General features: G+C 38.1%; 26 protein-coding genes and 6 pseudogenes. 19 read left to right on the forward strand and 13 right to left on the reverse strand.

Annotation, left to right across the window (positions count from 1 at the left end; translation table 11 throughout):
* Positions 1 to 33 precede the first annotated feature (33 nt).
* Complete coding sequence (locus JEU79_RS09345; protein ID WP_198263903.1) at positions 34 to 1,035, forward strand: RNA-guided endonuclease InsQ/TnpB family protein; 1,002 nt, start codon at positions 34 to 36, stop codon at positions 1,033 to 1,035.
* A 252-nt stretch (positions 1,036 to 1,287) separates the two neighbouring features.
* Here the strand turns inward: JEU79_RS09345 and JEU79_RS09350 are convergent.
* The 11 genes and pseudogenes from JEU79_RS09350 to JEU79_RS09400 form a co-directional block, all read right to left on the reverse strand.
* A protein-coding gene (locus JEU79_RS09350) for an IS3 family transposase (RefSeq protein WP_198263904.1) occupies positions 1,288 to 2,447 on the reverse strand; the annotation gives its coding sequence in 2 pieces (ribosomal slippage) (positions 1,288 to 1,997 and positions 1,997 to 2,447; 1,161 coding nt in all).
* Positions 2,448 to 3,159: 712 nt separating this feature from the next.
* On the reverse strand, positions 3,160 to 3,540 hold the full coding sequence (locus tag JEU79_RS09355) for a hypothetical protein (RefSeq protein WP_198263905.1): 381 nt from the start codon (positions 3,538 to 3,540) through the stop codon (positions 3,160 to 3,162).
* The gene (locus tag JEU79_RS09360; protein WP_198263906.1) at positions 3,474 to 3,671 is read right to left on the reverse strand and encodes a hypothetical protein; all 198 of its coding nucleotides are present in this window, start codon (positions 3,669 to 3,671) and stop codon (positions 3,474 to 3,476) included. Before JEU79_RS09360 ends, JEU79_RS09355 begins: the two co-directional genes overlap by 67 nt.
* A gap of 28 nt (positions 3,672 to 3,699) precedes the next feature.
* Positions 3,700 to 3,858, reverse strand: a complete 159-nt coding sequence (locus JEU79_RS09365; protein WP_198262479.1) for a hypothetical protein — start codon at positions 3,856 to 3,858, stop codon at positions 3,700 to 3,702.
* Positions 3,855 to 4,298, reverse strand: a complete 444-nt coding sequence (locus tag JEU79_RS09370; RefSeq protein ID WP_281401056.1) for an N-6 DNA methylase — start codon at positions 4,296 to 4,298, stop codon at positions 3,855 to 3,857. The genes JEU79_RS09365 and JEU79_RS09370 overlap by 4 nt, the downstream gene beginning before the upstream one ends.
* A 193-nt stretch (positions 4,299 to 4,491) precedes the next feature.
* A pseudogene (locus JEU79_RS09375) lies at positions 4,492 to 5,648 on the reverse strand (IS3 family transposase).
* Positions 5,649 to 5,681: 33 nt separating this feature from the next.
* Positions 5,682 to 6,056, reverse strand: coding sequence for a hypothetical protein (locus tag JEU79_RS09380; protein ID WP_214660539.1), 375 nt, complete (start codon positions 6,054 to 6,056; stop codon positions 5,682 to 5,684).
* Positions 6,053 to 6,343: a hypothetical protein gene (locus JEU79_RS09385; RefSeq protein ID WP_198263909.1), complete on the reverse strand. Its 291-nt coding sequence runs from the start codon at positions 6,341 to 6,343 to the stop codon at positions 6,053 to 6,055. The genes JEU79_RS09380 and JEU79_RS09385 overlap by 4 nt, the downstream gene beginning before the upstream one ends.
* Before the next feature lie 92 nt (positions 6,344 to 6,435).
* Positions 6,436 to 6,735 (reverse strand): hypothetical protein, encoded by a 300-nt coding sequence (locus JEU79_RS09390; RefSeq protein ID WP_198262483.1) that lies wholly within the window; start codon positions 6,733 to 6,735, stop codon positions 6,436 to 6,438.
* A gap of 12 nt (positions 6,736 to 6,747) precedes the next feature.
* A complete protein-coding gene (locus JEU79_RS09395; protein ID WP_198263910.1) occupies positions 6,748 to 7,158 on the reverse strand; it encodes a hypothetical protein in 411 nt (136 codons plus the stop codon).
* Between the two features lie 180 nt (positions 7,159 to 7,338).
* Positions 7,339 to 7,767, reverse strand: coding sequence for a hypothetical protein (locus tag JEU79_RS09400; protein ID WP_198263911.1), 429 nt, complete (start codon positions 7,765 to 7,767; stop codon positions 7,339 to 7,341).
* 36 nt (positions 7,768 to 7,803) lie between these two features.
* On the opposite strand from JEU79_RS09400, the pseudogene JEU79_RS28465 reads away from it, so the two are divergent.
* From JEU79_RS28465 to JEU79_RS09430, 4 genes and pseudogenes are all read left to right on the forward strand, one after another.
* Positions 7,804 to 8,726 (forward strand): annotated as a pseudogene (locus tag JEU79_RS28465) (IS3 family transposase); the annotation flags it as partial.
* 98 nt (positions 8,727 to 8,824) lie between these two features.
* On the forward strand, positions 8,825 to 10,072 hold the full coding sequence (locus JEU79_RS09420) for an ISL3 family transposase (protein WP_246540143.1): 1,248 nt from the start codon (positions 8,825 to 8,827) through the stop codon (positions 10,070 to 10,072).
* Positions 10,073 to 10,107: 35 nt separating this feature from the next.
* Positions 10,108 to 10,344 (forward strand): annotated as a pseudogene (locus tag JEU79_RS09425) (IS3 family transposase); the annotation flags it as partial.
* A 274-nt stretch (positions 10,345 to 10,618) separates the two neighbouring features.
* Positions 10,619 to 11,596, forward strand: coding sequence for an IS66 family transposase (locus JEU79_RS09430; RefSeq protein ID WP_198263912.1), 978 nt, complete (start codon positions 10,619 to 10,621; stop codon positions 11,594 to 11,596).
* A gap of 480 nt (positions 11,597 to 12,076) precedes the next feature.
* Here the strand turns inward: JEU79_RS09430 and JEU79_RS09435 are convergent, their stop codons facing one another.
* On the reverse strand, positions 12,077 to 12,421 hold the full coding sequence (locus JEU79_RS09435) for a hypothetical protein (protein WP_198263913.1): 345 nt from the start codon (positions 12,419 to 12,421) through the stop codon (positions 12,077 to 12,079).
* 216 nt (positions 12,422 to 12,637) lie between these two features.
* Between JEU79_RS09435 and JEU79_RS09440 the strand changes: the two genes are divergently transcribed.
* From JEU79_RS09440 to JEU79_RS09500, 12 genes and pseudogenes are all read left to right on the forward strand, one after another.
* Positions 12,638 to 13,627, forward strand: a complete 990-nt coding sequence (locus JEU79_RS09440; RefSeq protein ID WP_198263914.1) for a helix-turn-helix transcriptional regulator — start codon at positions 12,638 to 12,640, stop codon at positions 13,625 to 13,627.
* A gap of 87 nt (positions 13,628 to 13,714) precedes the next feature.
* Positions 13,715 to 13,999 carry a hypothetical protein gene (locus JEU79_RS09445; protein WP_198263915.1) on the forward strand — a complete coding sequence of 95 codons (285 nt, stop codon included), beginning with the start codon at positions 13,715 to 13,717 and terminating at the stop codon, positions 13,997 to 13,999.
* Between the two features lie 33 nt (positions 14,000 to 14,032).
* Entirely contained in the window at positions 14,033 to 14,890 is an 858-nt protein-coding gene (locus JEU79_RS09450) for a DEAD/DEAH box helicase (protein ID WP_343074957.1), read from the forward strand.
* Positions 14,891 to 14,928: 38 nt separating this feature from the next.
* A complete protein-coding gene (locus tag JEU79_RS09455; protein WP_198263916.1) occupies positions 14,929 to 15,198 on the forward strand; it encodes a hypothetical protein in 270 nt (89 codons plus the stop codon).
* A gap of 217 nt (positions 15,199 to 15,415) precedes the next feature.
* Entirely contained in the window at positions 15,416 to 16,504 is a 1,089-nt protein-coding gene (locus JEU79_RS09460) for a hypothetical protein (RefSeq protein WP_198263917.1), read from the forward strand.
* A 264-nt stretch (positions 16,505 to 16,768) separates the two neighbouring features.
* Positions 16,769 to 17,578 (forward strand): annotated as a pseudogene (locus JEU79_RS09470) (IS3 family transposase); the annotation flags it as partial.
* A gap of 576 nt (positions 17,579 to 18,154) precedes the next feature.
* The gene (locus JEU79_RS09475) at positions 18,155 to 18,373 is read left to right on the forward strand and encodes a CpsB/CapC family capsule biosynthesis tyrosine phosphatase (protein WP_198263918.1); all 219 of its coding nucleotides are present in this window, start codon (positions 18,155 to 18,157) and stop codon (positions 18,371 to 18,373) included.
* 150 nt (positions 18,374 to 18,523) lie between these two features.
* Positions 18,524 to 18,775, forward strand: coding sequence for a CpsB/CapC family capsule biosynthesis tyrosine phosphatase (locus JEU79_RS09480; protein ID WP_198263919.1), 252 nt, complete (start codon positions 18,524 to 18,526; stop codon positions 18,773 to 18,775).
* A 304-nt stretch (positions 18,776 to 19,079) separates the two neighbouring features.
* Entirely contained in the window at positions 19,080 to 19,451 is a 372-nt protein-coding gene (locus JEU79_RS09485; RefSeq protein WP_198263920.1) for a Wzz/FepE/Etk N-terminal domain-containing protein, read from the forward strand.
* 102 nt (positions 19,452 to 19,553) lie between these two features.
* Positions 19,554 to 20,213: pseudogene (locus JEU79_RS09490) on the forward strand (IS3 family transposase); the annotation flags it as partial.
* A gap of 308 nt (positions 20,214 to 20,521) precedes the next feature.
* The gene (locus tag JEU79_RS09495) at positions 20,522 to 22,321 is read left to right on the forward strand and encodes a GumC family protein (RefSeq protein ID WP_198263922.1); all 1,800 of its coding nucleotides are present in this window, start codon (positions 20,522 to 20,524) and stop codon (positions 22,319 to 22,321) included.
* A gap of 51 nt (positions 22,322 to 22,372) precedes the next feature.
* Positions 22,373 to 23,539 carry a nucleotide sugar dehydrogenase gene (locus tag JEU79_RS09500; protein ID WP_198263923.1) on the forward strand — a complete coding sequence of 389 codons (1,167 nt, stop codon included), beginning with the start codon at positions 22,373 to 22,375 and terminating at the stop codon, positions 23,537 to 23,539.
* A gap of 338 nt (positions 23,540 to 23,877) precedes the next feature.
* Here JEU79_RS09500 and JEU79_RS09505 read toward each other — a convergent pair whose 3' ends face one another.
* Entirely contained in the window at positions 23,878 to 24,420 is a 543-nt protein-coding gene (locus tag JEU79_RS09505) for a Uma2 family endonuclease (protein WP_198263924.1), read from the reverse strand.
* Positions 24,421 to 25,071: 651 nt separating this feature from the next.
* Between JEU79_RS09505 and JEU79_RS09510 the strand changes: the two genes are divergently transcribed.
* On the forward strand, positions 25,072 to 26,547 hold the full coding sequence (locus JEU79_RS09510) for a lipopolysaccharide biosynthesis protein (RefSeq protein WP_198263925.1): 1,476 nt from the start codon (positions 25,072 to 25,074) through the stop codon (positions 26,545 to 26,547).
* A gap of 15 nt (positions 26,548 to 26,562) precedes the next feature.
* Positions 26,563 to 26,901: pseudogene (locus JEU79_RS09515) on the forward strand (hypothetical protein); the annotation flags it as partial.

The following is a 26,901-nucleotide window of genomic DNA, read 5'->3' on the forward strand; positions in this document are numbered from 1 at the left end:
GAATATTGTACAATAAATAGCTATTATGGAATCATGATCATTCGCAAAGCCTACAAATACCGACTTAACACCAACGCAGAGACAGAGCAGTTAATGTCTCAGTATGCGGGCAATTGTCGTTACTTGTGGAATAAGGCTTTAAGGTTGAATCTTTACCATCTTGAAAATAAACAACCGATGCTTTGGTACCAGGAACTTGACTGGTTTAGCAAGCTCTGGAAAAAGAGTGATCAATATGGGTTTCTAAAACTGTCACCCGCCCAAACCTTACAACAGACGCTTAAGCAACTGGAACGAGCCTTTAAGGATGGGTTTGACAAAAAGCAACCGTTAAAAAAAATACCCACACCCAAGAAACGAGGCGACAGGGATAGCTTTTCATTACCCCAAGGTTTTAAAATTGAAGGCCGGCGAATTTTCCTACCTAAAATTGGTTGGGTAAATTTCAGAAAGTCCAGAGAGATTGAAGGTACAGCAAAGAATGTGACGGTTTCCCGTCAGGGAAAATATTGGTTTGTCTCTATTCAGGTTGAAATGGAATTACCTGAATCTGTCCACTCGTCATTATCAATGATTGGTGTCGATATGGGTGTGAAACGTCTCTTTACCCTATCAGACGGTGAGTTTGCCGAACCGATAGACGTGAGTTTTTTTAAGGATAAAATCAAACGTCTGCAAAAGAGTTTAGCCAGAAAAATTAAGTTTTCAAACCACTGGCGAAAGCTCAAAGAGAAGATTAACCGACTTCATACCAAAATAGCCAATATTCGTCATGACACCCTGCATAAGCTATCAACTGCACTCAGCAAAAGCCACGCTATGATTGTGCTTGAGAACTTGCAGATAAAAAACATGACGAAATCAGCGAAAGGTGATATGGAAAACCCTGGAGCAATGGTCAAACAGAAATCAGGCTTGAACCGAGTCATCCTCGAACAGGGCTGGGGGATGTTCAAAACCTTTCTGCAATACAAACAACGTTGGTCTGGCGGTCAAGTGTTGTTTGTCGATCCAAAATACACCAGTCAGACTTGATGTGTCAATGTTTCAAGTGATTTTTGTCATTTTGTATTTCCTATCATTTTAGTTTCTCATGTTAACTTTAAACAGATGAAGAGAAAGGGCTTTGCCCTCTGGAACGATAGAGCCGTTCCATTCACCCAAGGTATTTTCACAACGGTAATGATCCTGTTACAATATCTTCACGGCACAGGCTGAGGAGCCGATGGCCGTCAACGGTAATGGGCGGCATTTATGTCGCCTTTTACCCCTCTTCAATCAATCGATTTAAGCTATTTCCTGCTGTATTTCATAATCGACTGGTGACAAATAATCATTAGCCGAATGAAGTCGCTCCCGATTATAAAATACCTCAATATATTCAAATATTGCCTGCTTTGCTTCTACTCTGGTTTTGAATCGACAATGGTGCGTCAATTCAGTTTTCAAACTATGAAAGAAGCTCTCTGATACAGCATTGTCCCAGCAATTTCCTTTGCGGCTCATAGACTGAATTATGTTATGATCCGACAATATTTTTCTATGACTATCAGAGGCATATTGGCTACCTCGGTCAGTATGCCAAAGCAATCCATCCATTGGTTTACGCTTCCATATGGCCATCAGTAAAGCATCATTGACTAGCTTGGCTTTCATTCGCTCATCCATCGACCAGCCAACAATTTGCCTAGAGAATAAGTCAATGACAACCGCTAAATATAACCAGCCTTCCTTGGTGGCAATATAGGTAATATCACCCACATAGTAGCGATCAGGTTGAGAGACAGTAAACTCTCTTTCCAGTAAATTTGGAGATATACGCTTATTATGCTTGGAATTAGTCGTCGCTTTAAAGCGTCTCTTCGTTTTACAAAACAAACCGGCTTTTTTCATTAATCGACCAATTCTCCGGCGGCTTATATGAACGCCTTTTTCAGCCAGTTTTCTTTTAAGACGACGGGTTCCATAAGTCTTGCGACTGTCTTCAAACAGTTTTTTAGCTGCTCAGTAAGCGCTTCATTTTCTTTCTCTCTATCCGTTTTAGGAGAGCTAACCCAATCATAATAGCAACTACGGGAAACATCCATAAAACGGCACAGAATCGTTACCGGGTAATCTTTAGCCTGATCAGTTATCCATGCGTACTTCACAAAGTTTCCCTTGCAAAGTACGCTGTGGCCTTTTAATAAATCACGCTCCTGAATCACTTTTGCCAATTCTTTTTTCAGACGTTTTACTTCATCATAAATGTGTTCATCACTTCTATTGGCTACCGTCTTCACCGGTTTGGAATATTTACTGATCCAGGTATGTAGAGTATTTACATTAACACCTAGCTCCCTGGCAGTCTGAGAAACGGGTTGATCCGTCTCATTAGCTAATTTGACAGCTGATTCTTTAAATTCTGATGTATAGCTTTTATTCGGTTTTTTTGTTTGATCATTCATTTTAGGTCACACTTTTTATCTTTTAGTTATTTTAAGTTGTGTGTCCGGTTAAGTATAACCACATTATACCACTTTAAATGGTGCGAAAGTATAACTGCCAACATTTGAAATACAGAAATAAGGTGCGTGTTCTGTCATTCGTTTGCTATATGTTGATCTTAAAATAAGCTGGTCTTGATAGGTGCTAAAAAATCCTTCACACTTTGGTTTGTCTTCCATGTCATTTTCACAATCTTCTAATAACTGTTTTGTGATCCCTTATTAGGCACCAGTACATATAAATCTTTTTTGATTGAGACATAACATTCCTGTATATCTCCAGCCCCTTAACTAAAGGATATAGAAAATCAGGTTCTATCCAAAACTTTCTTGCTGGTTTTACTTTTTCATTTCTTCCAAAGTCAGGGCAGGTTTTAATTTGCACCAAATTATTATTTTTATTTGTATCAATAATTTTTACAAAATAAATACCATTTAATTCTGTGGTTACTCCTTTTCTGCCGTTAACCCAAGTGCTTGCACCAGTGATCTTTTAAATGCTTTAAAACCACCTTTCGGTGTAATAGCCCATGGTGAATCACCTCCCGTAACAGGGGTTGCCTCACACTTATCAATGTCAACTGAATCAAGAGCTTCTTGTTTTGTGAGGTGAGCAGGGATTGCTTTTTATTTCCTTTAGCCGCTTCCCATATAGCATAGGGTATAGGATATTTTATTGTGTTACCTTTGCATTTTTAGCAATAAAAATAGCTGTTTTATTAGCTGCATCAGGAAATGGCTTTAAAGCTTTTAGATCATCAATCCCTACAGGTTGAATGATCTGATTATTTCCGATATAAAATGATCGAAAACCTGCTGAAGATGGTGATTGAAAATGAGTTTGCGTGATAACAAATGCTAAAATTCCGTCTTCATCTTTGAGCCATTTATCTGCAACGGTATAGGTGATCATTCCTGATATATCAAGTTCATTTCCACCATGAAATTTTGTTTTTGAGAAAATTCCATAATGATCACAGGTTGGCTTTATACGTTCACGGTATAATTCGGGTAATTTTGACCATCTGACCCAAGGTGGATTACCAACAACCACATAAACTTTCCTGCAATAGCAGACCAGAAGAAATTACGCACTATACGAAACCAGATACCATTCCAGTTTCTTTCATGTAAATCCAGAATTTTTTCATAAGTATGCTTGAGTGGTGATCTCCATTCTTTCATTTCATTGGATGTAATTAATTTTTTTGTATTAATTTTTTTCTGTCTCACGCCACTGAGTACTTTTTGAAACTAAATTATCCATTAGTAAAAATACGGAATCTAAACGACTTCTATCAAAAGCCAATTCTGAAGGCAATAAAATTTCAAGATCGGCTACTTCACTACCAATTTTATAAGAGACAATCAATTCATCTTTTTAGGATTTCGAGCTGGGGAATACACTGCATCCGCTAAAAGAATCGGTATTTCTATATCTGTTCCTTTGTTATTGTCTAATAAATCAGAAATAGCGATTAATATATTCACTCGGGCAGTCTGGACTGCTAAAGGATTTAAATCAAAGCCCCAGACATTGTTTATGATGTGTTTTAACACTTCTAAATCACCCCACCCATCATCTGTTGCTTGTATTTTTATTTTCCTGATTAAAGCCAGTAAGAAAGAAGCTGAACCACATGTTGGATCAAGAAATCGTTGAGTTAAAAAATTTTTTACATTGATTCTATCCAGAGTGACTTCAACCAACCATTCTGGTGTATAAAATTCACCCAGACTTTTTCGTAGCTCATTTGGCACGAGATCTTGATAAAACGACTTAAGAACATCTTTTGAACGTGCGGAATACAGTGGACCCCATTGTCAAGACAGCTTTCTCAAATATTAAGATATAATTCTGTTGGTTATTTATAGTATTAGTCTTATCCACATATCCACAGGTCTGCCAGTAGTCCAGAGACGCTTGCGATATATCTCAGGGCTACTGGCTTGGCCTGTGGATATGTGAATAAAACGGTTGCCAGTAAAGTTGATTATCCTCTCATCATGCTGCCCGTTTTAAGTCTGGAACAACTTCTTTCATCACGCCATAGATCTCTGCAGGCGTTTTTCCACCGTGTGTACTGTGTGGTCGTTCATGGTTGTAAAACTCAAAATATTCCTTTAATGAGCTCTTTAGCTCATCAATACTTTAGTAATCCTTGAGGTGAATTTCCTCATATTTTACACTTCGCCAGAGTCGTTCAATCATAATGTTATCCATTGCTCTGCCTTTGCCGTCCATGCTGATTTTTATATCATTGGCCTTTAGAACACCTGTAAATGCTCTGCTAGTATATTGAGCACCTTGATCCGTATTGAAGATTTCTGGCTTTCCATATCGTCGCAGTGCTGTTTCCAGACTACTGATACAAAAGCTTTCTTCCATGCTGGTTGACACTTCCCAGGACAGCACAAAACGGCTACTCCAGTCCATAACAGCACTTAGGTAGACAAATCCATGTGGCATCCGTAAATACGTGATATCTGTGCACCAAACCTGGTTATTCCTATTAATATCAATTCCTTTGAGCAAATATGGATAGAGGTTATTATTTACTTTGCAAGGCTTGCTGGTATTGGGTTTTGGTGCCACTGAAACCAATCCCATGATCCGCATAAGCCGTTGAACTTTTTACGATTAATTTTATAACATTTCAATCTTAATGCATTACGAATTTGACGACTGCCATAGAATGGATGTTTTATGTACAACTCATCAATCAAATTCATTAATGTTAAATCTTTATTTTGCAGAGGCTTTTTAGGTTGATAGTAATAGCTTGAACGGTTCAGGCCGATAAGCTCACATTGTTTTTGATGCTCAACTGAGGGTGCTCTTTTTCTATGCAACACCGCTTTTCTGCTCTACTCAGTTGAACATCTTCAACTTTTTTGACAGCCAGTCAGCCTCTACTTTTAGTTGACCTATTTGGCTGTACAGGTGTTCTTTTTCCTTTTCATGTTCAGCATCTTTATTCTCTAATTTTTTTGAAAAAGTATCGGCTGCACCATCAAGCATCTGCTTTTTCCAGCTATTGACCTGGGTGGTGTGCACTTCAAATTCTGACGCAATTTCTGCGACTGTTTTTGACCTTTCAAAGCCTCAATGGCTACTTTTGCTTTAAATTTGTTGTTGAATGTTTTTCTTTTTGTGCTCATTTTTTTGTTCCCCGTTAGGTTAGCTCTTATATCTTAACCTATTGTCCAGTTTTCGGGGTCCACTATAGAAGTTAATTTATCCGCTCTATACATGGAGAATGAAAGCAAAATACCTTTTAATCCATCAATTATTTTGGCTTGATGTTGTTTCAATCTTGCAACATCAAGATACCAACTGAAAATAACTTCTTCTCCAAACCCATTTATTCCAGCACCAGAAAAGAAATTACCCTGTTCAATTTCATATTCCATTCGGTCAATTAATAATTGACCATCAAGGCTGACTGTTTCTCTGATAAATCCTTTATAAGTGGTTAGTGCATGTTCGGCAACAACTTCTGCACCAAGAATTTTTATCAAAAGAGAGTTGTAAGTATGTATGACAAAAAGTGCAACAGGGATCTTCAATTCTTCAGACTTTTTTGTTCAGAGAAATTGACTTGAAATCCAATATTATCAAGAATCCCATTCACTTGGCTGATGGAAAGATTTGATGTTTGTCCATAAAGAGCTTTCCACTCTTCAAAGATCATTTTTATTTTATTATTATTTTTCTTTTCCAGTCGCTCTGATAATGCGTCAGATAAAGCCTGTAACATATTACAGCCAGCATCAGAACTATGACCAAAAGCAGTGATTAGATTTTCTGATGTAACAGGAACCCATTTACAATCAGTCAGAGCCTTAACTATCAAAGATACACTGGATTCACTTAATGGTAATAATGCATCATGAACTATTTTTCCTCGGCTGTACCGTGCAAATGCAATATGCTCTGCATCGGTAACTATTCCAATATAATCCTCATTGTCGAGGGATTCGAGTTTAGCACGAGTCGGGATATATTTTTTAAGCGATCAAACACCGCATTTTTAAATGCAGAACTGGAAGTACTACCATTAAATAAGCCCTTATCCTTAAATTCAATAATAACTCTGTTATAACTGGCATCAACTCTTTGCCTCTCCATTTGAAAAGGAATATTTAAAGCATCACCAATAATCTTTATCCATCCCTGGCGTACTTCTGTTTCATTGAGCCAGTTACCTTTGTCTTTCTTAAGTTGTTTGAAAATTGTTTTATTCATAATGGCTCATAGTTAATTAGGTGAAAAATAAATGATGTCTTCTGGACTAACAATGCCTTTTGCCAGACCTAAACGCATAGCGGGTGTTTTTTTGTCTTTTCCTGCAATACAATAATTATAATAAACTCGGAATATATCGAGTAACTTAACAATGTTCTTTGGGTTGTAAGCAGAATACCCATACCACCTTCTGCCAGAACTGCTGGCAGATGAAATAACTCGCTCTAATAATGATAATCTACGTCTAACCTGCATAAAAAAATTATCAATCCCATGCATGGAGGCTTTGTTATATAACCATGCCTGATGGTCTTCATCATAGTCACCATAATCAGTAAGATAACAAATCGCTTTTTCTGGTTCAGACATATTAGGAAAAGGGTGTAAAAGCCATTTATCTTTCCAGTTTCCAATTTCCTGCATGTTTTCTAATCGATCTTTTATTATTTTTAATTTTATTTTATTTTTTGATAAATCAGGGTGTTCTTTTTGCTGATCTGAAAAATAGTTCCTGGAATCATTTAAAGTTCTCCGCTTTTCATCAACAGTTAAATCCTTTGTTATTCGAACATAAAAAGCATCACAGCTTCTATTTTTATTTCGTTATGGAAAGCTGTTAAGCAGGTTGCTCTCATTCCAGAATCTTGATCTAAAAAAGAATCTGATTTTTTCAACACCACTGAACAATTTATGTATAAAAAAGAAATGTCCATACATCGTATATTCAGAATGGATCTGCATTCCATTTTGAGGCAATTTTTGTACTTGATAGAGAGCTTCTGATTCTTCTATATCATCACGAGAAATTGCATCCTTGTATGTTGCTGATATATCGGCACTTAAAGATGATCCATTTGTCTTTTTGGATCTTGAATTTTTCACACTCTCTTTATAATCACCATTCAACCAGAATCTTGCATGTTTTCGATAGGCGTATTGGGCATTATAATCATTAACAGATAAAGCATTTTCTTCTATTTCAATAGGGCTAATACAAGGATCTAATGTGGCTATACTTAACCGGACACACAACTTAAAATAACTAAAAGATAAAAAGTGTGACCTAAAATGAATGATCAAACAAAAAAACCGAATAAAAGCTATACATCAGAATTTAAAGAATCAGCTGTCAAATTAGCTAATGAGACGGATCAACCCGTTTCTCAGACTGCCAGGGAGCTAGGTGTTAATGTAAATACTCTACATACCTGGATCAGTAAATATTCCAAACCGGTGAAGACGGTAGCCAATAGAAGTGATGAACACATTTATGATGAAGTAAAACGTCTGAAAAAGAATTGGCAAAAGTGATTCAGGAGCGTGATTTATTAAAAAGGCCACAGCGTACTTTGCAAGGGAAACTTTGTGAAGTACGCATGGATAACTGATCAGGCTAAAGATTACCCGGTAACGATTCTGTGCCGTTTTATGGATGTTTCCCGTAGTTGCTATTATGATTGGGTTAGCTCTCCTAAAACGGATAGAGAGAAAGAAAATGAAGCGCTTACTGAGCAGCTAAAAAACTGTTTGAAGACAGTCGCAAGACTTATGGAACCCGTCGTCTTAAAAGAAAACTGGCTGAAAAAGGCGTTCATATAAGCCGCCGGAGAATTGGTCGATTAATGAAAAAAGCCGGTTTGTTTTGTAAAACGAAGAGACGCTTTAAAGCGACGACTAATTCCAAGCATAATAAGCGTATATCTCCAAATTTACTGGAAAGAGAGTTTACTGTCTCTCAACCTGATCGCTACTATGTGGGTGATATTACCTATATTGCCACCAAGGAAGGCTGGTTATATTTAGCGGTTGTCATTGACTTATTCTCTAGGCAAATTGTTGGCTGGTCGATGGATGAGCGAATGAAAGCCAAGCTAGTCAATGATGCTTTACTGATGGCCATATGGAAGCGTAAACCAATGGATGGATTGCTTTGGCATACTGACCGAGGTAGCCAATATGCCTCTGATAGTCATAGAAAAATATTGTCGGATCAGGCTCTTCTCCGCTTTGATGAGTGAAGAAAGATGCTAATATTCAAGAAACCTGTTGAAATATAAAGCTTCTGAAGGTTTTATAAGCAATAGGTAATATGAGTATCAACATCTCACCCACCATTTTGGGACTGACTGGCCAAAGAGTCAATGAAATAACGTTAAATAAACACCATGAGACAGTTCATATAATCTGTCAAAGAGACAAGCGAAGGAAGGTAATTGATCCCTTAACCGGTCAGCAAGGGACGATAAATCGATACATAAAAAGACAAGTACGTGATGTGCCATTTATGGGCTATCCATGCTATCCATGCTATCCATGCTATCTGGAAATTGAGTTAGCTCAGGTTTGTATCAGTAAAAATGAACGCCGAATAGAGCGATGTGACTTTGTTGATAAAGGCTGTCGTTTTACACAACGATTTTGTCATATGATTAGTGGTCTTTGTCGTCATATCAGCATTCAGGCTGTTTCCAGGCATCTCAATATACGTTGGGAAACCGTTAAGAATATTGACAAAGCTTATCTTGAAAAAACATTGCCTGCATTAGAGCCCGAAAAATTAAAGGACTTAAAATATATCGGTGTTGATGAAGAGGCCAGAGCAAAAGGCCATGATTATATGACGGTCATTTATGATATGGTTGAAGGACATTTAATCGGGGTAGAAACAGGTCGAACTTCAGATGTATTTACAAAGTTTTTAAAACGAATACCGAAGGAAACCACTGAAAAAATAGAGGCGGTGGCCATGGACATGGGGCCCGCGTATCAAAAATCAGTGAGAGAAATATTGCCCAATGCAGATATTGTTTTTGATCGATTTCATGTCATGAAGAATTTCTCTAACGTGATAAAAAATCAACGTAGGATTGAATTCAGACGAGCCAGCAAGCCTGGAAAAGATTTACTCAAGGGATGCTATTACTTGCTACTAAAAAATGAAGACAAGCTCACTGAGAAACAATCTGACCGATTGAATAACCTGTTATCAGAAAATCAGAATTTAAATATTTTATATCTGATGAAAGAACAGTTACAAGCACTGTGGAATAACAATGACGTGACTGAAATGAAAGATGAATTAGAGCAATGGTGTGTCATGGCTGATCAAAGCAATATGAGCTACTTAAAAACATTTGCTCGCTCAATGAGAAAGAATAAAGATGGTATTTGCAACTATGCAAAACATCAGCTGACATCCGCTAGAATTGAAGCAGGCAATGTCAGTATTGGCTTAATAAGAAAAAGGGCCAGAGGGATTCGGGATACCGAATATTTTAAACTTAAAATCAGGCAAACCTCCATTCCTGATGAGCAGAGTATGTTCTATTTTGGGTAAACCCTCACTCATCAAAGCGGAGAAGAGCCTCGGATCATAACATAATTCAGTCTATGAGCCGCAAAGGAAATTGCTGGGACAATGCTGTATCAGAGAGCTTCTTTCATAGTTTGAAAACTGAATTGACGCACCATTGTCGATTCAAAACCAGAGTAGAAGCAAAGCAGGCAATATTTGAATATATTGAGGTATTTTATAATCGGGAGCGACTTCATTCGGCTAATGATTATTTGTCACCAGTCGATTATGAAATACAGCAGGAAATAGCTTAAATCGATTGATTGAAGAGGGGTAAAAGGCGACATAAATGCCGCCCATTACCGTTGACGGCCATCGGCTCCTCAGCCTGTGCCGTGAAGATATTGTAACAGGATCATTACCGTTGTGAAAATACCTTGGGTGAATGGAACGGCTCTATCGTTCCAGAGGGCAAAGCCCTTTCTCTTCATCTGTTTAAAGTTAACATGAGAAAAAATGATAGGAAATACAAAATGACAAAAATCACTTGAAACAGCCAAAAAAATATTTAGAAAACTGTCCGGAAAAGTGTTGACACATCAGCTAACTGCCGGTATCAACAATAGTACTTATATCCATGTTGATGATACGGGTAGTCGTCATGATGGAAAGAATGGTTATTGTACTCACGTTGGCAATGAAACCTTTGCCTGGTTTTCAAGTACTCGATATAAGAGCCGGATTAATTTTCTACAATTGTTACGAGGTGCTGCTGTTGATTATACGCTCAACGATGCAGCACTTGATTATATGAGAGCAGAAAAATTACCTCACAAGCCATTGAGCGTTATTGAACAAAGTCATCAGACTTGCTTTGATAATGAAGAAGCCTGGAAATACTATCTGCAGAACAATAGTATCATAACACAACGGCATGTTCGCATTGCCACAGAAGGCGCTTTACTGGGGGCATTAATTAACAGTGGCTTTCCAAGTGATTTGGTGATTGTGAGTGATGATGCAGGACAATTTGATATTTTGTTGCACGCATTATGTTGGATACATGCAGACAGAGTGTTTCAGCGGATACTACCACTCAATGAGCGACATGATAAAGAACTGAACTGGGTACATACTCAGATTTGGGAACTATTTTATGATCTCAAACAATATAAACTTGAGCCAGATGATCCGTTGAAGTCAGCGATTGCTGAACATTTTGATGAATTGTGCCGGACTAAAACAAGCTTTGAAACGTTGAATCAGGCACTGAAACGATTGGCAAGAAATAAAACAGAATTACTGCTGGTATTGGAACGGCCTGATATTCCTCTTCATAATAATTTGAGTGAAAATGATATTCGAGAATATGTTATTAAGCGTAAAATTAGTGGTAGTACACGCTCAAAGGATGGGCAACTTTGCAGAGATACCTTTGTCAGTTTAAAGAAAACTTGTTTGAAACAAGGAATTTCATTCTGGGATTTTATTAATGACCGGATCAGCAAGAGAAATTTGATCCCATATCTGCCTGAGTTGCTGAAAGGTAAAGTTTGTGCTGTTTAAATGCACAGACTTATTGAGAAGTTACGATGTCTGTCACAAAAAAACACTAGAATACCAGACTCATAATCGGCAGGTCGACAGTTCGAGTCTGTCCAGGCCCACCATTTTCCTTTTAATGTATTTTTTAATAACTTTAACGGAACTCTTAACCCATCACGCTTAAAGACTGATTCTTCAATTATTGCAATCGCTTTTTGAATATCATTATAATCATCCCACAAAGCTTTATGAATTGCTTTTCTTAAAAGGGTGATAGTGCCAATACAGGCAATATCATAAGATTTAGCTAGTGCCCATCCGTCAATAGGTTTTTTTATATAAAGAACCGTAGGGTGGGCATGGCTTTATCTGCCCACGCTGACTCAAGCGCTTATTATGTACACTTTCAGCGTGGGCACAAAAAGCGTGCCCACCCTACGGTCAAAATTATCAAATAATTTTAGAATAAACGGGTGGACACTAGCTAATTGTTTACCAATTTTATTGCAACTGGTATTCATCCGCAGTTTCGTCCCAGGTGAATACACTTTGAGCTTGGCTACCGGCAGCAGGTGGGTTGTTATCCAATGCTTGTAAAGCGCTGGCAAGGGTAGTGGTGCTTGAGCGATTGAGATTAAAATCTGCAGGGTTGACGTATTCTTCATAGGCAACACTCCAAACTTCCTCACCGGTATCAGCAACAGTGTTGAGCGCTTGTGTTTGTAGGGTGACATTTTGCACTGGAAACACATCACCTATGGCAGGATCGCCGTGAACGGCATCCGCATTGGCATTGAAAGAAAGGGCGGCAGTGGCAGCGAATAATAAAGTAGCTAAGGTTTTCATGGCTATATCCTCGTATGGGTTAAAATATTAAGTTTGTCTTGCTATGGGTTTTACTATACGCTGCTTGAGCTTGCGGGAACCTTGCACCAAGATTAAAGATATTTCATACTTGCCTAATTGAATAGTCATTATCTGCTTGACCGTTATGAGATTAAAAAAACTGTGGGAATAGGAAGCATGTATTTTTAATGTGGGCTGAAAAAATAAGGGACTAGAATGGCTGATAATTTCAAACGACGCTTGTATATCCTTGAAATGCTGAAACGTAAAGAGGATGGTGTGATTACCATACCTGAGATAATCCGTCGTTTATCTGGGAAGGGCTTCGAGAATATTCGAAATAGAACTATTGAACGAGATTTAGCTCAATTGTCCACTGAATTTGCTATTGGTTGTGATAATAGTGTAAGACCTTTTCAATGGTGGTGGGCTGGTCTTGAATCATATGATATTCCGGGTATGGGGCGAAATTCTGCCTTAAGCTTTAAATTGAGCCAACAATATCTGGAACCATTATTACCTCATAAAAGTCTTAAACATCTTCAGCCTAAGTTCAGACAGGCAAAAAAGGTATTATCTGGCAAGGGTAAAGAAAAAGATCGTCGCTGGGTGAATAAAATTCGTGTAGTGTCCAAGGCGTTAGCTCAGATCCAAGCTGTGGTTTCTGAGTCAGTCCATGATGCCGTTTATGAAGCGCTTTATGAAGAAAAAATGCTACAAATTGATTATCTGTCCCGTGATGATGATGAGCTGAGTCAGCGTAGAATTCACCCTTTGGCACTGATTTATCGGGGGATCACATCAGAGCTCATTATTTGTGAAGATGGGCAAATAAAACGCTTTATATTGAATCGTATCAAAAAAGCTAAAGTGCAAATTCAGTCAGTGCTTATTCCAGAAGGATTTAATTTAGATCACTACATTGATGAAAATCTCGGCTTTCCGGGAAGTTGTGAGCTGATTGAATTTAAAGCATGGATTGATGCATCTGTACGTCAGGATATTGAAGAAACCCCCTTGACTAAAGAGCAAACCATTGAGGAAGCGGGTGATGGTCATATCATTTTAACCGCCACTCTTCGCGAAACAGCCAGTTTAACGGCATGGATTCTGGGGATGAATGAGCAGATTATTGTGCTGGAGCCAGAAGCATTAAAAGACAAAATAATCGATTTAATTACTGGCATGGTAAAGAATTATCAATAAAGCGTCATTTATTGACGGGTGTATTGTGTAATATGGCCTAAAGTTATTAAATAAGTACCGAAATTCGACAAAATTGAGGCAAATACGATGAGGCACTGGAGAAAAAAGAAGGCAAATAGAGCTCATGATTTTATTAATTTAAAAAATAAAGAAAATGACGCTTACCTTAAATTGTTGAAACGGATAAAAATCAAAGTCATTGATAATCCCATTGAAAAAGCACTCGAATATTACTATGAAGCCAATCCTGATGCTCAAGTGATTTCAACTTATTCAAATAATTTCTTATTGAGATTAGCGTTAAATCATATTCGTCACAATTACTCAAATTATGAGCGCATCATTCAACAAATTGGTGATCATTCATTTTAGGTCACACTTTTTATCTTTTAGTTATTTTAAGTTGTGTGTCCGGTTAAGTATAGCCACATTATTGCTCGTCTTATTGCGATGAGTCGTTGTTGTAAAAATCTGGTTTTAATGGGTGATCAAATGCAATTAAGCCAGCCCATACAAGGCTCACATCCCAAAGAAAGTGGTTTGTCGATACTGGATTACTTGTTACATGAGCAGGCAACCATTTCAGATTCTATGGGGATCTTTTTAAATACCACTTACCGCATGCATTCCAATATTAATTCTCTTATTAATGCAGCAATTTATGAAGGGAAATTACACATTGATCCGGCTAATGATAAGCAATCAATCCGTATTCTGGGGCGGCATACAAAAACAGACCAACAGAACTATTTAAACAAAGACTCTGGCATCATTTTTGTTCCCGTTTCTCATGATGGGAATACCCAGTCCAGTACGGAAGAAGTCTCCATCATTAAAATATTATTCCAAGAATTAATAGGTAAAATTTATACTGATAAAATGGGCAATGAAAGACCCATTGATATGAATGATATTTTGATAGTTGCACCGTATAACCAGCAGGTTAATTATTTGCAAAAAGCTTTGGGTGATAAGGCAAGAGTGGGTTCTGTTGATAAATTTCAAGGACAGGAAGCACCCATTGTTTTTCTTTCTATGTGTACCAGTGATGCTAATGAATCACCAAGAGGGATTGATTTTGTTTTTGATATCCGTCGTATCAATGTGGCCATCAGTCGTGCAAAAGTCCTAGCAATAGTGGTTGGACATCCTGGTTTGTTAACAACCAGGGCTAATACTCCAGAACAAATGAAAAACATTAACTTATTTTCACGCCTGGTTGATAGTAGTCATTCCTTTGGTCAAGCTCATTGCAAGCCATAACTGACACAATATCTTTTTTCCATTTTAAGGAGTAAAAAATGCTTCAAAAGAGCTTTTCACACATACCATCCATTGGTGCAACAACAGAGAAAAAAATATGGGCGAGTGGGATAGATTCAATGGATGATTTTGTTAAATTACCGCCTGAATTTCTATCAAAAAATAAATGTTCCAAGATCATGGAACATATTAAAATTTCAAAAGAAAAAATATCTGCCGGGGATGCCTGTTATTTTTATGAAAATTTATCAACAAATGAACACTGGCGATTATTTAAAGAGTTTCAGGATTCAACGGTTTATTTTTAGAACAAGGCCAATGTTTTTAATGTTTTGAACTTCATCAATTAAGAGTTATTATTTTCAGAAAATAAGTGCTGAAAAAATGAGTCTTGTTTATTGGATAATTCAAAGAAAAATAATGGCTTGTAGTCTATACTTTAGGCGTTAATGGCATAAATAAGCAGGGCAAAATAACTGATACTGTTCTGCTGCCTAGCTCTTTGGTTTAAATTTTGGCTCAAATATGTTCACACCACTTTTAAGGATCCCACAGCAAGCGAAAATAACGAATGATTATCAAGGGATTAGTCCGGATGAAATATCCGTTCAGAACTGGTTGAATCGTCGTGATCGTAAGAATTTACAACATTTTCTAGATACTTTGGTGCAATTGAATCGAGTTCAATGTACGCCGGTGGTCAGAATGTCGATTATGAATATTCTGGATAATGATATTCAAAATGAATTAGAAATTCTGTTGGCAAAAACGAACTCAATGGCCTTTCCGATGAATGATGAATATCGGCTACTGACCAATCGTCTACAGCAATTGTTATTAGAAACATCGGTGGCATATCAGATTATTATTCATGATATTGCCTCGAATAATAATTTTCTCAATCAATACCTCGGTAGTCTAATTCCCCAAGCCTTATTTATGGCACATTTTTACTTATCACGCTTATTGGTGGAACGCTTTCAATTTTATTTGTCTGAACCGGATTATATTTGGCAAGAATTGAATCAACTTTATCTTTTAGCCGAACGTATCGGGGTGCAAGATGAAGTGATCAGTATGCATACCTCGCTGAAGAGTTGTTATTTACAAGTGGTGCTATTAAAGCTACTGACTCCTTATCGGCTAATGCGTTTTGAAGCACGAAAAAACTATCATCTTATGCGTGATTGGGTGGCTTATTGTGATGTGACTCATATTACACGAAATGAAACTGAACAGCATTTCGTGGTTGATTTATCGAAAGACGAATCAGCTCATTTTGTTGATATAAAAAAAGAGACGGATCCGTTTAAAAAATCTAGTCAAGAACAGCATGAACTGCGTTGCATCGATTTGTCACGATTAAAAAAATGGCTAATGAGCTCTGAAGTAAGCAAAGACAATTTCAAACAAACAGCACAATTTAACTTTCAGACTCGTATGAAAAAAGAGATGTGTGAGCATATTGAGCATGAGTTTGAGTTACTGGAGCAACGCTCTGAAGAACGTGAATTACGAGCCAATGAAATTAAACTTATTTCAGGCTTGTCTGCCTGTCATCATTTTATTAGTGATAAAAAAACTTTTATACCTCAAGAAGAAATGGAAGTCTAATGTGGCTACACTTAACCGGACACACAACTTAAAATAACTAAAAGATAAAAAGTGTGACCTAAAATGAATGAAGAATAAAAGCTATACATCAGAATGGATCAGTAAATATTCCAATGATGAAGACGTCCTTCAAAATATTCACCGGTTATGATGAAGTGATGAAACGTTTGATTTAAAACGTCTGAAAAAGAATTGGCAAAAGTGATTCAGGCTAAAGAAACTTTGTGACGCATGGATAACGATCAGGCTAAAGATTAAACGATTCTGTGCCGTTTTATGGATGTTTCCGTAGTTGCTATTATGATTGGGTTAGCTCTCCTAAAACGGATAGAGAGAAAGAAAATGAAGCGCTTACTGAGCAGCTAAAAAACTGTTTGAAGACAGTCGCAAGACTTATGGAACCCGTCGTCTTAAAAGAAAACTGGCTGAAAAAGGCGTTCATATAAGCCGCCGGAGAATTGGTCGATTAATGAAAAAGCCGGTTTGTTTTGTAAAACGAAGAGACGCTTTAAAGCGACGACTAATTCCAAGCATAATAAGCGTATATCTCCAAATTTACTGGAAAGAGAGTTTACTGTCTCTCAACCTGATCGCTACTATGTGGGTGATATTACCTATATTGCCACCAAGGAAGGCTGGTTATATTTAGCGGTTGTCATTGACTTATTCTCTAGGCAAATTGTTGGCTGGTCGATGGATGAGCGAATGAAAGCCAAGCTAGTCAATGATGCTTTACTGATGGCCATATGGAAGCGTAAACCAATGGATGGATTGCTTTGGCATACTGACCGAGGTAGCCAATATGCCTCTGATAGTCATAGAAAAATATTGTCGGATCATAACATAATTCAGTCTATGAGCCGCAAAGGAAATTGCTGGGACAATGCTGTATCAGAGAGCTTCTTTCATAGTTTGAAAACTGAATTGACGCACCATTGTCGATTCAAAACCAGAGTAGAAGCAAAGCAGGCAATATTTGAATATATTGAGGTATTTTATAATCGGGAGCGACTTCATTCGGCTAATGATTATTTGTCACCAGTCGATTATGAAATACAGCAGGAAATAGCTTAAATCGATTGATTGAAGAGGGGTAAAAGGCGACATAAATGCCGCCCATTACCGTTGACGGCCATCGGCTCCTCAGCCTGTGCCGTGAAGATATTGTAACAGGATCATTACCGTTGTGAAAATACCTTGGGTGAATGGAACGGCTCTATCGTTCCAGAGGGCAAAGCCCTTTCTCTTCATCTGTTTAAAGTTAACATGAGAAACTAAAATGATAGGAAATACAAAATGACAAAAATCACTTGAAACAGCCAAAAAATATTTAGAAAACTGTCCGGAAAAGTGTTGACACATCAACTCCCCAGAGACAACAAATTCAAACAAATTTGTAGATAAATAATAATTGTTAATTTTGAATTTTTAATGTTTAATGTTTAATTAAAGAAAAGGCTTTCTTCACGGAGAGGAGGATGCAAAGGAATGTAGTATTGGATAGAGCTACTAATAAAAACAAGCCAAAAAGATAATGTTGAATTATGAATATTAAATACTTAATTAAAAAGCAAACCAAAAATATTCTAAATTCAGATTTATCTTTTGACCTTCAATTAAACATTAAACATTTAAAATTAAACATTAATAATGATCGACATACATAGCCATTTACTGCCCGGCATTGATGACGGAGCCAAAACCCTGGATGAGGCCGTTGCCTTGGCTTATCATGCGGCCGCTCATGGCATCACCCATTCTATTATCACCCCACACATACATCCCGGGCGTTATGACAATGATTGCGATAGCATTTTGAAGCCTTTCAATTATTGCAAAACGAAATCAAAAAACAAAACATTGCCCTAAAAATAGCCTATTCAGCCGAGGTACGTATCAGTGTAGAGATGATGGAGCTTATCGTTCTGGATAAAATTCCTTTTTAGGAAAAATCGACCAACAAAATGCACTATTATTAGAATTCCCCATAGCCACATACTTCCCGGTAGTGACAAACTGGTGAATTGGTTACTCAAACGTAACATCAAACCCATTATCGTGCACCCGGAAAGAAACAAAGAAATACAAGCCGACTTTACCAAAATCGCCCCCTTCCTAAAAGCTGGTTGCCTGCTGCAAATTACCGCCAACTCAGTCGTCGGAAAATTCGGTAGCAAAAGTCAGCAAGTTGCCCAAACACTACTAGAAAAGCAATGGGTAGACTTCATCGCCACCGATGCTCACAACCTAAAACACCGCCCCCCGACCTAAACGAAGTCAAAGCCTACTTAGACAGCACCATTGGCCCACAAAAAGCCAACAACTACTCTACGACAACCCCTGGAGAGTGGTGAAAGATAATGTTGAATGGTAAAAGATAATGTTGAATGGTTAATTTTTAATGGTTAATTAATAAAGCAAAAATAAAAGCTTTGCAGCCTCAATTTAAAATTACCATAAAGCCCAATTAACTGCTAAAATCAAAAGATAATAATAAACACCCGATAAACACCTGACTTAAACGCTTTTGAGCTTTAATTAACCATTTAAAATTAACCATTAAAAATTATCCCTTATGAACAATTCTCCGGCTTTAAGCAATCAACAATTTGAAGAAGAAACCATCGACCTGCGTGAATACTGGTCAGTGATCCGTCGTCACCAATGGGGTATTGTTGGTTTGGCATTTGCCATCACCTTGCTTGCCATTGTCGTGGTTTTTTCTCTGGATTCAGTCTATCAGGCCAGAGCCACTATTTTGTTAGAGTCACAACAAGCCAAAGTCGTATCCATTGAACAAGTCTATGGCTTGAATAATAAAAATATGGACTATTATTATTCGCAACTTGAGATCCTAAAGTCTCGCTCCATTGCAGAAAAAGTGGTCAAAAACTGCAACTCACGACCAACGCTGAATTTGACCCACGCCAACAAAAAGAACCTCTGATAAAATTCAGTCTCACTGGTTTTATCAAAGACATAATGTGGCTATACTTAACCGGACACACAACTTAAAATAACTAAAAAATAAAAAGTGTGACCTAAAATGAGAAAACTGGCTGAAAAAGGCGTTCATATAAGCCGCCGGAGAATTGGTCGATTAATGAAAAAAGCCGGTTTGTTTTGTAAAACGAAGAGACGCTTTAAAGCGACGACTAATTCCAAGCATAATAAGCGTATATCTCCAAATTTACTGGAAAGAGAGTTTACTGTCTCTCAACCTGATCGCTACTATGTGGGTGATATTACCTATATTGCCACCAAGGAAGGCTGGTTATATTTAGCGGTTGTCATTGACTTATTCTCTAGGCAAATTGTTGGCTGGTCGATGGATGAGCGAATGAAAGCCAAGCTAGTCAATGATGCTTTACTGATGGCCATATGGAAGCGTAAACCAATGGATGGATTGCTTTGGCATACTGACCGAGGTAGCCAATATGCCTCTGATAGTCATAGAAAAATATTGTCGGATCATAACATAATTCAGTCTATGAGCCGCAAAGGAAATTGCTGGGACAATGCTGTATCAGAGAGCTTCTTTCATAGTTTGAAAACTGAATTGACGCACCATTGTCGATTCAAAACCAGAGTAGAAGCAAAGCAGGCAATATTTGAATATATTGAGGTATTTTATAATCGGGAGCGACTTCATTCGGCTAATGATTATTTGTCACCAGTCGATTATGAAATACAGCAGGAAATAGCTTAAATCGATTGATTGAAGAGGGGTAAAAGGCGACATAAATGCCGCCCATTACCGTTGACGGCCATCGGCTCCTCAGCCTGTGCCGTGAAGATATTGTAACAGGATCATTACCGTTGTGAAAATACCTTGGGTGAATGGAACGGCTCTATCGTTCCAGAGGGCAAAGCCCTTTCTCTTCATCTGTTTAAAGTTAACATGAGAAACTAAAATGATAGGAAATACAAAATGACAAAAATCACTTGAAACAGCCAAAAAAATATTTAGAAAACTGTCCGGAAAAGTGTTGACACATCAACATGCTTCCTCAAAGCATGAAAAAACCAGTCCTTGAACCCACAGAAGAAGAAAAAGAACAACTGATTTTTCAAGGTGTCACCGAACAGTTTATGGGACGTTTAGAGGTTCAAGAACATAAAAAAAGCCTCTTTGTCAGTATCACTTTTAATGCCAAATCACCCATACTCGCTGCACAAATTGCCACCGAAGTGGCCAATGCCTACATCGAAAGTGGCTTTGACTCCAATCTGGAAATGACCGAAAAAGCCGTAGGTTGGCTAACGGAAAGGTTGAGCGGCCTCAAAGATAAACTCTCAGCATCAGAACAAAAGCTCATTGAATACCGCAAACAAGAAAATCTTTTAGATGTGCAGGGCATTCAAACGGTCTCAGCCAGAGAACTGGACGACATTTCATCCAAACTCATCGACGCGCGTAGAGATCGCTCCAAATTACAGTCTATTTATTCACAAATTCAGCGGGCAAAAAAAGGTGGCATCGAACAGTATGAATCCATTTCGGGGATTTTAGATAGCCCTTCAGTACAATACGCCAAAGACAAATTGCATGATGCACAAAACTCAGTCGCCGAACTAAGCAAACGCTACGGCCCCAAACACCCTAAAATGAAATCAGCACAGGCCAACTATAACAAAGCCAAAAACAGCTATCTCAGCTTACTCAAAAGTGTCGCCCGGGGCATAGAAGGGCAATACCGTGCCGCCCGCAGTAATGAAGACTCCCTAAAACGTGACATGAGCCAAAGCAAACAAGAAATTCGCACCATCAATACCAAAGGTTTCAAGCTCAAAGAACTTGAACGCGAAGTCGAAACCAATCGTCAACTCTACGACACCTTTTTCACCCGTTTTAAAGAAACCAGTGAAACCTCCGGTATGCAGGGTGCCAATGCTCGTATCGTAGACAAAGCCTCAGTGCCTCGGGTTCCGGTCAAGCCCAAAAAGAAGCTCATTATCATCATCGCCTTTGTCTTTGGCATCGGCATGGGGGTTGTTTTAGCCTTCTTAAGGGAAGCGCTTAACAACACCATACGAAATCCCGCTGATGTAGAGCTGAAACTCAATGCCCCTTTATTAGGCGTTTTACCCATGCAAAAACTGAAGAAAACCGAAGTGGACAAGCCCTTGCTGGCCTTTCATCATGAAAATCACTCCGACTTTTCCGAAGCCATTCGCACCATTCGTACTGGCGTCGTGCTATCAGGCCTGGACAGTGAATATAAAATTGCTGTTGTCACCTCATCAATACCTAACGAGGGCAAAACCACCGTATCCCTCAACCTAGCGATGGCATTAGGGCAAACCGAAAAAGTGCTACTCATTGACGCTGATATGCGCAAGCCCTCCATTGCCAAAGCCTGTCAGTTTGAATCCAAAAATGGCTTATCAACACTGGTGGCCGGGACGGCGGATTTTAATGATTGCATTCAGCGTTTTGAACAATGGAATGTCGATATCTTGCCCTCAGGCGTTGTGCCACCCAACCCGCAGGAATTACTCAGCTCCAAACGCTTTGCCAAAGTGCTAGAAATTCTGAGCAAGAAATACGAGCGTATCATTATTGATTCAGCCCCTACACAGGCCGTCAGTGATGCCTTATTAATCGCACGCTATGCCAACGAAGTGATCTACGTTGTCAAAGCAGACTCCACGCCCAATGCCCTAGCCAAAGCCGGTATCGACAAACTGAAAAGCATCGACGCCAATATCTCCGGTGTTGTCCTCAACCAACTCAATATCAGCAAAACTGAAAAATACTATGCCGGTGGCTACTATGGCGGTTACTATAGCAGTTACGGCTACAATCAAGAGTAGGGGCTTGAGTCGCCATTTAACATTAAACACCACTATATAAGAGAAAAACAAATGAAAATAGCAGTTGCAGGTTCAGGCTATGTTGGCCTATCAAACGGAGTTTTACTCGCACAACACAATGAAGTTGTCACCCTGGATGTCATCGCAGAAAAAGTAGCGATGTTAAACAAAAAAATCTCCCCCATTGCCGACGACGAAATAGAAGACTTTCTAGCCAACAAAACTCTCAACTACCGTGCTACTCTCGACAAAGAAGACGCCTACAACAATGCCGACTATGTGATCATTGCCACACCCACTGACTATGATACCGAAACCAACTATTTTAATACCAACACGGTTGAATCAGTGATTAAAGATGTCATGGCAATCAACCCCACAGCGGTGATGGTCATCAAATCAACCGTACCAGTGGGCTTCACCAAAAGTGTTAAAGAAAAATACAATTGTCATAACATCTTCTTTTCCCCTGAATTTCTCAGAGAAGGCAAAGCATTGCATGACAACTTATACCCCTCGCGCATCATTATTGGCGAAGAGAGTGAACGTGCAGAAAAATTTGTCTCATTATTAATCCAGGGTGCAAAAAAAGAAAACATTGATGTGCTTTATACCGATTCCACAGAAGCAGAAGCGGTTAAACTGTTTTCCAACACCTATCTGGCCATGCGAGTGGCCTACTTTAATGAACTGGACTCATACGCCGAAAACCACGGCCTCAATTCAAAACATATCATTGAGGGCATAGGCTTAGATCCCAGAATTGGCAAGCATTACAATAACCCCTCCTTTGGCTATGGTGGTTATTGTCTGCCCAAGGACACCAAACAATTATTGGCCAACTATCAAAATGTACCCAATAATATGATCCGCGCAATAGTTGATGCTAATACCACCCGCAAGGACTTTATTGCTGATAGCATTATCCAAAAAAATCCTAAATTAGTAGGCGTTTATCGACTGATCATGAAAGCCGGATCAGACAACTTTAGATCATCTGCCATTCAGGGCATCATGAAGCGCATCAAAGCCAAGGGCATTGAAGTGGTGATTTATGAACCCGAGCTGCAAGAAAAAGAATTTTTTCATTCAAGAGTTGTAGCTGATCTAGCGGAGTTTAAAAAAATATCGGATGTCATTGTCGCTAATAGAATGATGGAAGATATTAAAGATGTTGAGGATAAAGTCTATACAAGGGATCTGTTTGGTAGTGATTAGTTCACGATTTTAGCTAGTGTCCACCCGATAAAACCTCACCTAGAAATCAGGTGAGTTTTATCGGGAACTGGATACACCCATTCATTTTGTTATAGTAGTCAATACCACCACCGTTTTCATCAGCAAACTAACAAAAAACGCATATTATGCAAGCAAGAAAACTCGTCAGTTTTCGCTGGGCATGGATCAGCCATTATTTTTCCAATAGCCCGTTTGGTCACAATTGCAGCCTTATCAACGGGTGTTGTTTTAGATTATGTGTTTGGTGTGGTAAATCAAACATTGAAAAATCAAACGCTTGAAATAGAATGCTAGCTTAAGGAAGTGCCATTAAATTATTATCTAAAACGTTGAAACACTTTGTCAAAATCAATACTTGCTTGACATAATGTATTGTCAAAATTATATGATTGTGTTGAAAAATCACCTTGTTTGTCATACTTACCGTTGATTAACTTATACACTTTAGCATAAAGTTCATTGGGATAAATAATGATATAGTACATGACTTTTTCAGCTTGATACTTATCAAACTTATAACCTTCATCATTTTTAGCCGTGGATTTTGAAATAATCTCAACAATAATTTCAGGTGCTTTAGTAATATAGGCATCATGAGGCTCATCACATATTAGTGCAACATCAGGTCTTAGCACTGTATCATCGGACAATTTGTAGTCCTCTTCACCAAGAACAAGACAGCGATTACAATTGCCGATAGTGTCAGTCAATTGATAAGCAATTAAATTAGCTATAGCCTGGTGAGTAATGGTAGGTGCTGGACTCATAGCAATAGGAAACCCCTCAAAAAGCTCCCATTTACCGTCCCAAAGTTTATAATCTTCGTAGGTGTAATGTACAAGATAATTCAATATGCTCATAATAGAGTTGCCTGAAATTTTATAATTATACTGTCCCTATTATAGTACAAACTGAGAGCTGTTACTAATTTCAAAATAGCAGATTTCAACCCACAAATGCCACCGATATTCTCTTTTCCCAAGCCCCAACCCAATCCTTTGTCAGTTATTCCGCTATCTCTCCCATTCATTTAGCTATAATAATCAATACCAACACCGTTTTCGCTGGGCACACCCGTTCGGCCACCTATACACTAAGGGTGCCAGTACGCCCTGACATCTTTCTAATAGTTGAGACTTTTTACTGCGCTTGCTTCAAAAAACGCCTCCATCAACATAAATTCCAGGTTTTAGCTTATGGGACGCTTTACCTTATGGGTGTCTATTGGTATTTTTAATTGGAAGCTAACAAAACAGCGTGCTACCCATTTGTTGGAGGCTGCTGAGATGCGAAGTGCATTAATACAGGGGGGTGGGGGAATTTGATAGGTTTTAGTGGGGGGAATGAAAGTTTTCTGGTTTGTGATATAATTAGGGTTTATGTTCTTTGTTTTATTTTGGTAAATTCCATTACGTTCTGAGTTTTGACCATTTAAGAATTAATAAGTGATTATTTTGATGAATTTAATAACGTGGTTAAACGAACGATTGAATGACAACAAATAATAAGCCATGACAGCATTAAAGAAATTAGCATCGGGTGTTGGCTGGGGGACTGCATCTATTATTGTTAATACAATTTTTCAATTGTTCTTCATGGCTATTATGGCACGCTTGCTTGATCCGGCTGATTTTGGCTTAATCGCCATTGCTAATGTCAGTTTACGTTTTTATAGCTATTTTTCACAAGCAGGGATTGCCCCTGCACTGATACAAAAAAAATCATTAGATGAGGGTGATACTAGCGCCGCACTAGCTATCTCGCTGGGTATTTCCTGTTTTTTTTACTTGATAGCCTATTTGGCTTCACCATGGACGGAAGACTATTTTGAAATGCAAGGGCTTGGGCTTGTCATGCAAGTGCTGGCACTTAATTTTATTATATTAGGCTTCTCATCTATTTCTCAGGCATTATTGCGTCGTGAGAGCCGCTTCAAAGCTATTTCAATCATTGAAATTATATCTTATGTGTTGGGTTATGGTGTAACAGGTGTCATTGCCGCTTATCTAGGGGCAGGTGTTTGGTCATTGGTGTTGGCCTTTATGACACAATCTACGGTGACAGCTCTGTTATCGTATTTTGTGATTCGTTACCCAATAACATTTAAACACACTAAGGCACAAAGAAAAAGTTTACTGGGTTATGGTGTGCGCTATTCTTTTATCGGGTTTATAGAGTTTTTAACATCCAATTTGGCGCCCCTTGTCATCGGTAAATTACTAGGCGCATCTCCCGCCGGATTTTATAGTCGTGCGCAATTGTTGGCACATTTACCAGTACAGCACCCTACAAATATCTTGACAAGAACATTATTTCCAATCATGAGTAGTATCAATGATAAGAACAGCAAACTGCTAATCAGTTTTCAACTGAGTTCGCTTATTGTAGGTTGCTATGCCTGTGCTGTCGGTATTGGTATGCATTTTGCTGCTGCCGACATTGTCAGTGTTTTGTTAGGAGATAAATGGGTGGAGGTTGTACCGTTACTTAAAATTTTATCTCTATCTGCTGTACCTCTTTATATGGCACATACAGCGAGTGTAACACTAGATTCAATGGCTCAACTAAAGCTTAGTTTACGTATTCAAATGGCCGTATTATTCTTAATGGTTTCACTATTTGTCTGGTTTTCATCTAGTTTAACACTGGAAAATATCAGTTATATTATTTTATCAATGGCTTTTTTTCGTTTTATACTGATGTATGGCAGTGTTATTAAATTGCTAAATATGGCAAAAAAAGAATTAGGATTAATACTCATTATATTAATGAGTATTATACTGAGCACTGCTTTAATAATGAATTTAATGTTGCTAATGACAGCAGCAATTGACCTGCCTATAATACGCTTGTTGTTTGATGTCATAGCAGGTGCAATGGGCTTGATTGTGGCTTTGTTTTTTTCACGGTATTTTTTAAGGCAATTGCATTCTGTTGATTATTTAAGAAATCAATTACCAGTCTTTGATAAAATTATGGCAATTTAAAAAGCTGAAGTGTTTATGAATGAAATATTGATATATACCCTAAAAATATTACGCAAACTCTATTTAATGTTATTTAGCAAAACACCTGAATTGAGAAATTGGAAAATATTTCCCAATAAAGAGTATGCTAATGAAATGATTTATAACTATTTGATGGATGACAAACCATGTATGATTGGACGTATTGGTTCGACTGAAATGTTATGTTTAACAAATCATATAGGTGTGAAAAGTAGTTTAAATAAAAGTATAATAGATTATATAAAGAACAAACAATTTCCATGGTGGTGGGAAAAAAATACCATAAGGCAAATGCAACAATGTGCTGGTTTTTTTTCTCCTGAGATTAATATG

Source organism: sulfur-oxidizing endosymbiont of Gigantopelta aegis (assembly GCF_016097415.1).
In the GTDB taxonomy this organism is placed as follows: domain Bacteria; phylum Pseudomonadota; class Gammaproteobacteria; order GRL18; family GRL18; genus GRL18.

What these genes read in the sequence shown, in the direction of transcription:
- JEU79_RS09500 (WP_198263923.1), top strand. Translation starts at nt 22,373, where the DNA reads ATGAAAATAGCAGTTGCAGGTTCAGGCTATGTTGGCCTATCAAACGGA.
- JEU79_RS09475 (WP_198263918.1), top strand. Translation starts at nt 18,155, where the DNA reads ATGATCGACATACATAGCCATTTACTGCCCGGCATTGATGACGGAGCC.
- JEU79_RS09390 (WP_198262483.1), bottom strand. Translation starts at nt 6,735, where the DNA reads ATGAATAAAACAATTTTCAAACAACTTAAGAAAGACAAAGGTAACTGG.
- JEU79_RS09395 (WP_198263910.1), bottom strand. Translation starts at nt 7,158, where the DNA reads ATGCAGGAAATTGGAAACTGGAAAGATAAATGGCTTTTACACCCTTTT.
- JEU79_RS09460 (WP_198263917.1), top strand. Translation starts at nt 15,416, where the DNA reads ATGTTCACACCACTTTTAAGGATCCCACAGCAAGCGAAAATAACGAAT.
- JEU79_RS09510 (WP_198263925.1), top strand. Translation starts at nt 25,072, where the DNA reads ATGACAGCATTAAAGAAATTAGCATCGGGTGTTGGCTGGGGGACTGCA.
- JEU79_RS09420 (WP_246540143.1), top strand. Translation starts at nt 8,825, where the DNA reads ATGAGTATCAACATCTCACCCACCATTTTGGGACTGACTGGCCAAAGA.
- JEU79_RS09435 (WP_198263913.1), bottom strand. Translation starts at nt 12,421, where the DNA reads ATGAAAACCTTAGCTACTTTATTATTCGCTGCCACTGCCGCCCTTTCT.
- JEU79_RS09455 (WP_198263916.1), top strand. Translation starts at nt 14,929, where the DNA reads ATGCTTCAAAAGAGCTTTTCACACATACCATCCATTGGTGCAACAACA.
- JEU79_RS09485 (WP_198263920.1), top strand. Translation starts at nt 19,080, where the DNA reads ATGAACAATTCTCCGGCTTTAAGCAATCAACAATTTGAAGAAGAAACC.
- JEU79_RS09495 (WP_198263922.1), top strand. Translation starts at nt 20,522, where the DNA reads ATGAAAAAACCAGTCCTTGAACCCACAGAAGAAGAAAAAGAACAACTG.
- JEU79_RS09445 (WP_198263915.1), top strand. Translation starts at nt 13,715, where the DNA reads ATGAGGCACTGGAGAAAAAAGAAGGCAAATAGAGCTCATGATTTTATT.
- JEU79_RS09505 (WP_198263924.1), bottom strand. Translation starts at nt 24,420, where the DNA reads ATGAGCATATTGAATTATCTTGTACATTACACCTACGAAGATTATAAA.
- JEU79_RS09345 (WP_198263903.1), top strand. Translation starts at nt 34, where the DNA reads ATGATCATTCGCAAAGCCTACAAATACCGACTTAACACCAACGCAGAG.
- JEU79_RS09440 (WP_198263914.1), top strand. Translation starts at nt 12,638, where the DNA reads ATGGCTGATAATTTCAAACGACGCTTGTATATCCTTGAAATGCTGAAA.
- JEU79_RS09360 (WP_198263906.1), bottom strand. Translation starts at nt 3,671, where the DNA reads ATGAAAGAATGGAGATCACCACTCAAGCATACTTATGAAAAAATTCTG.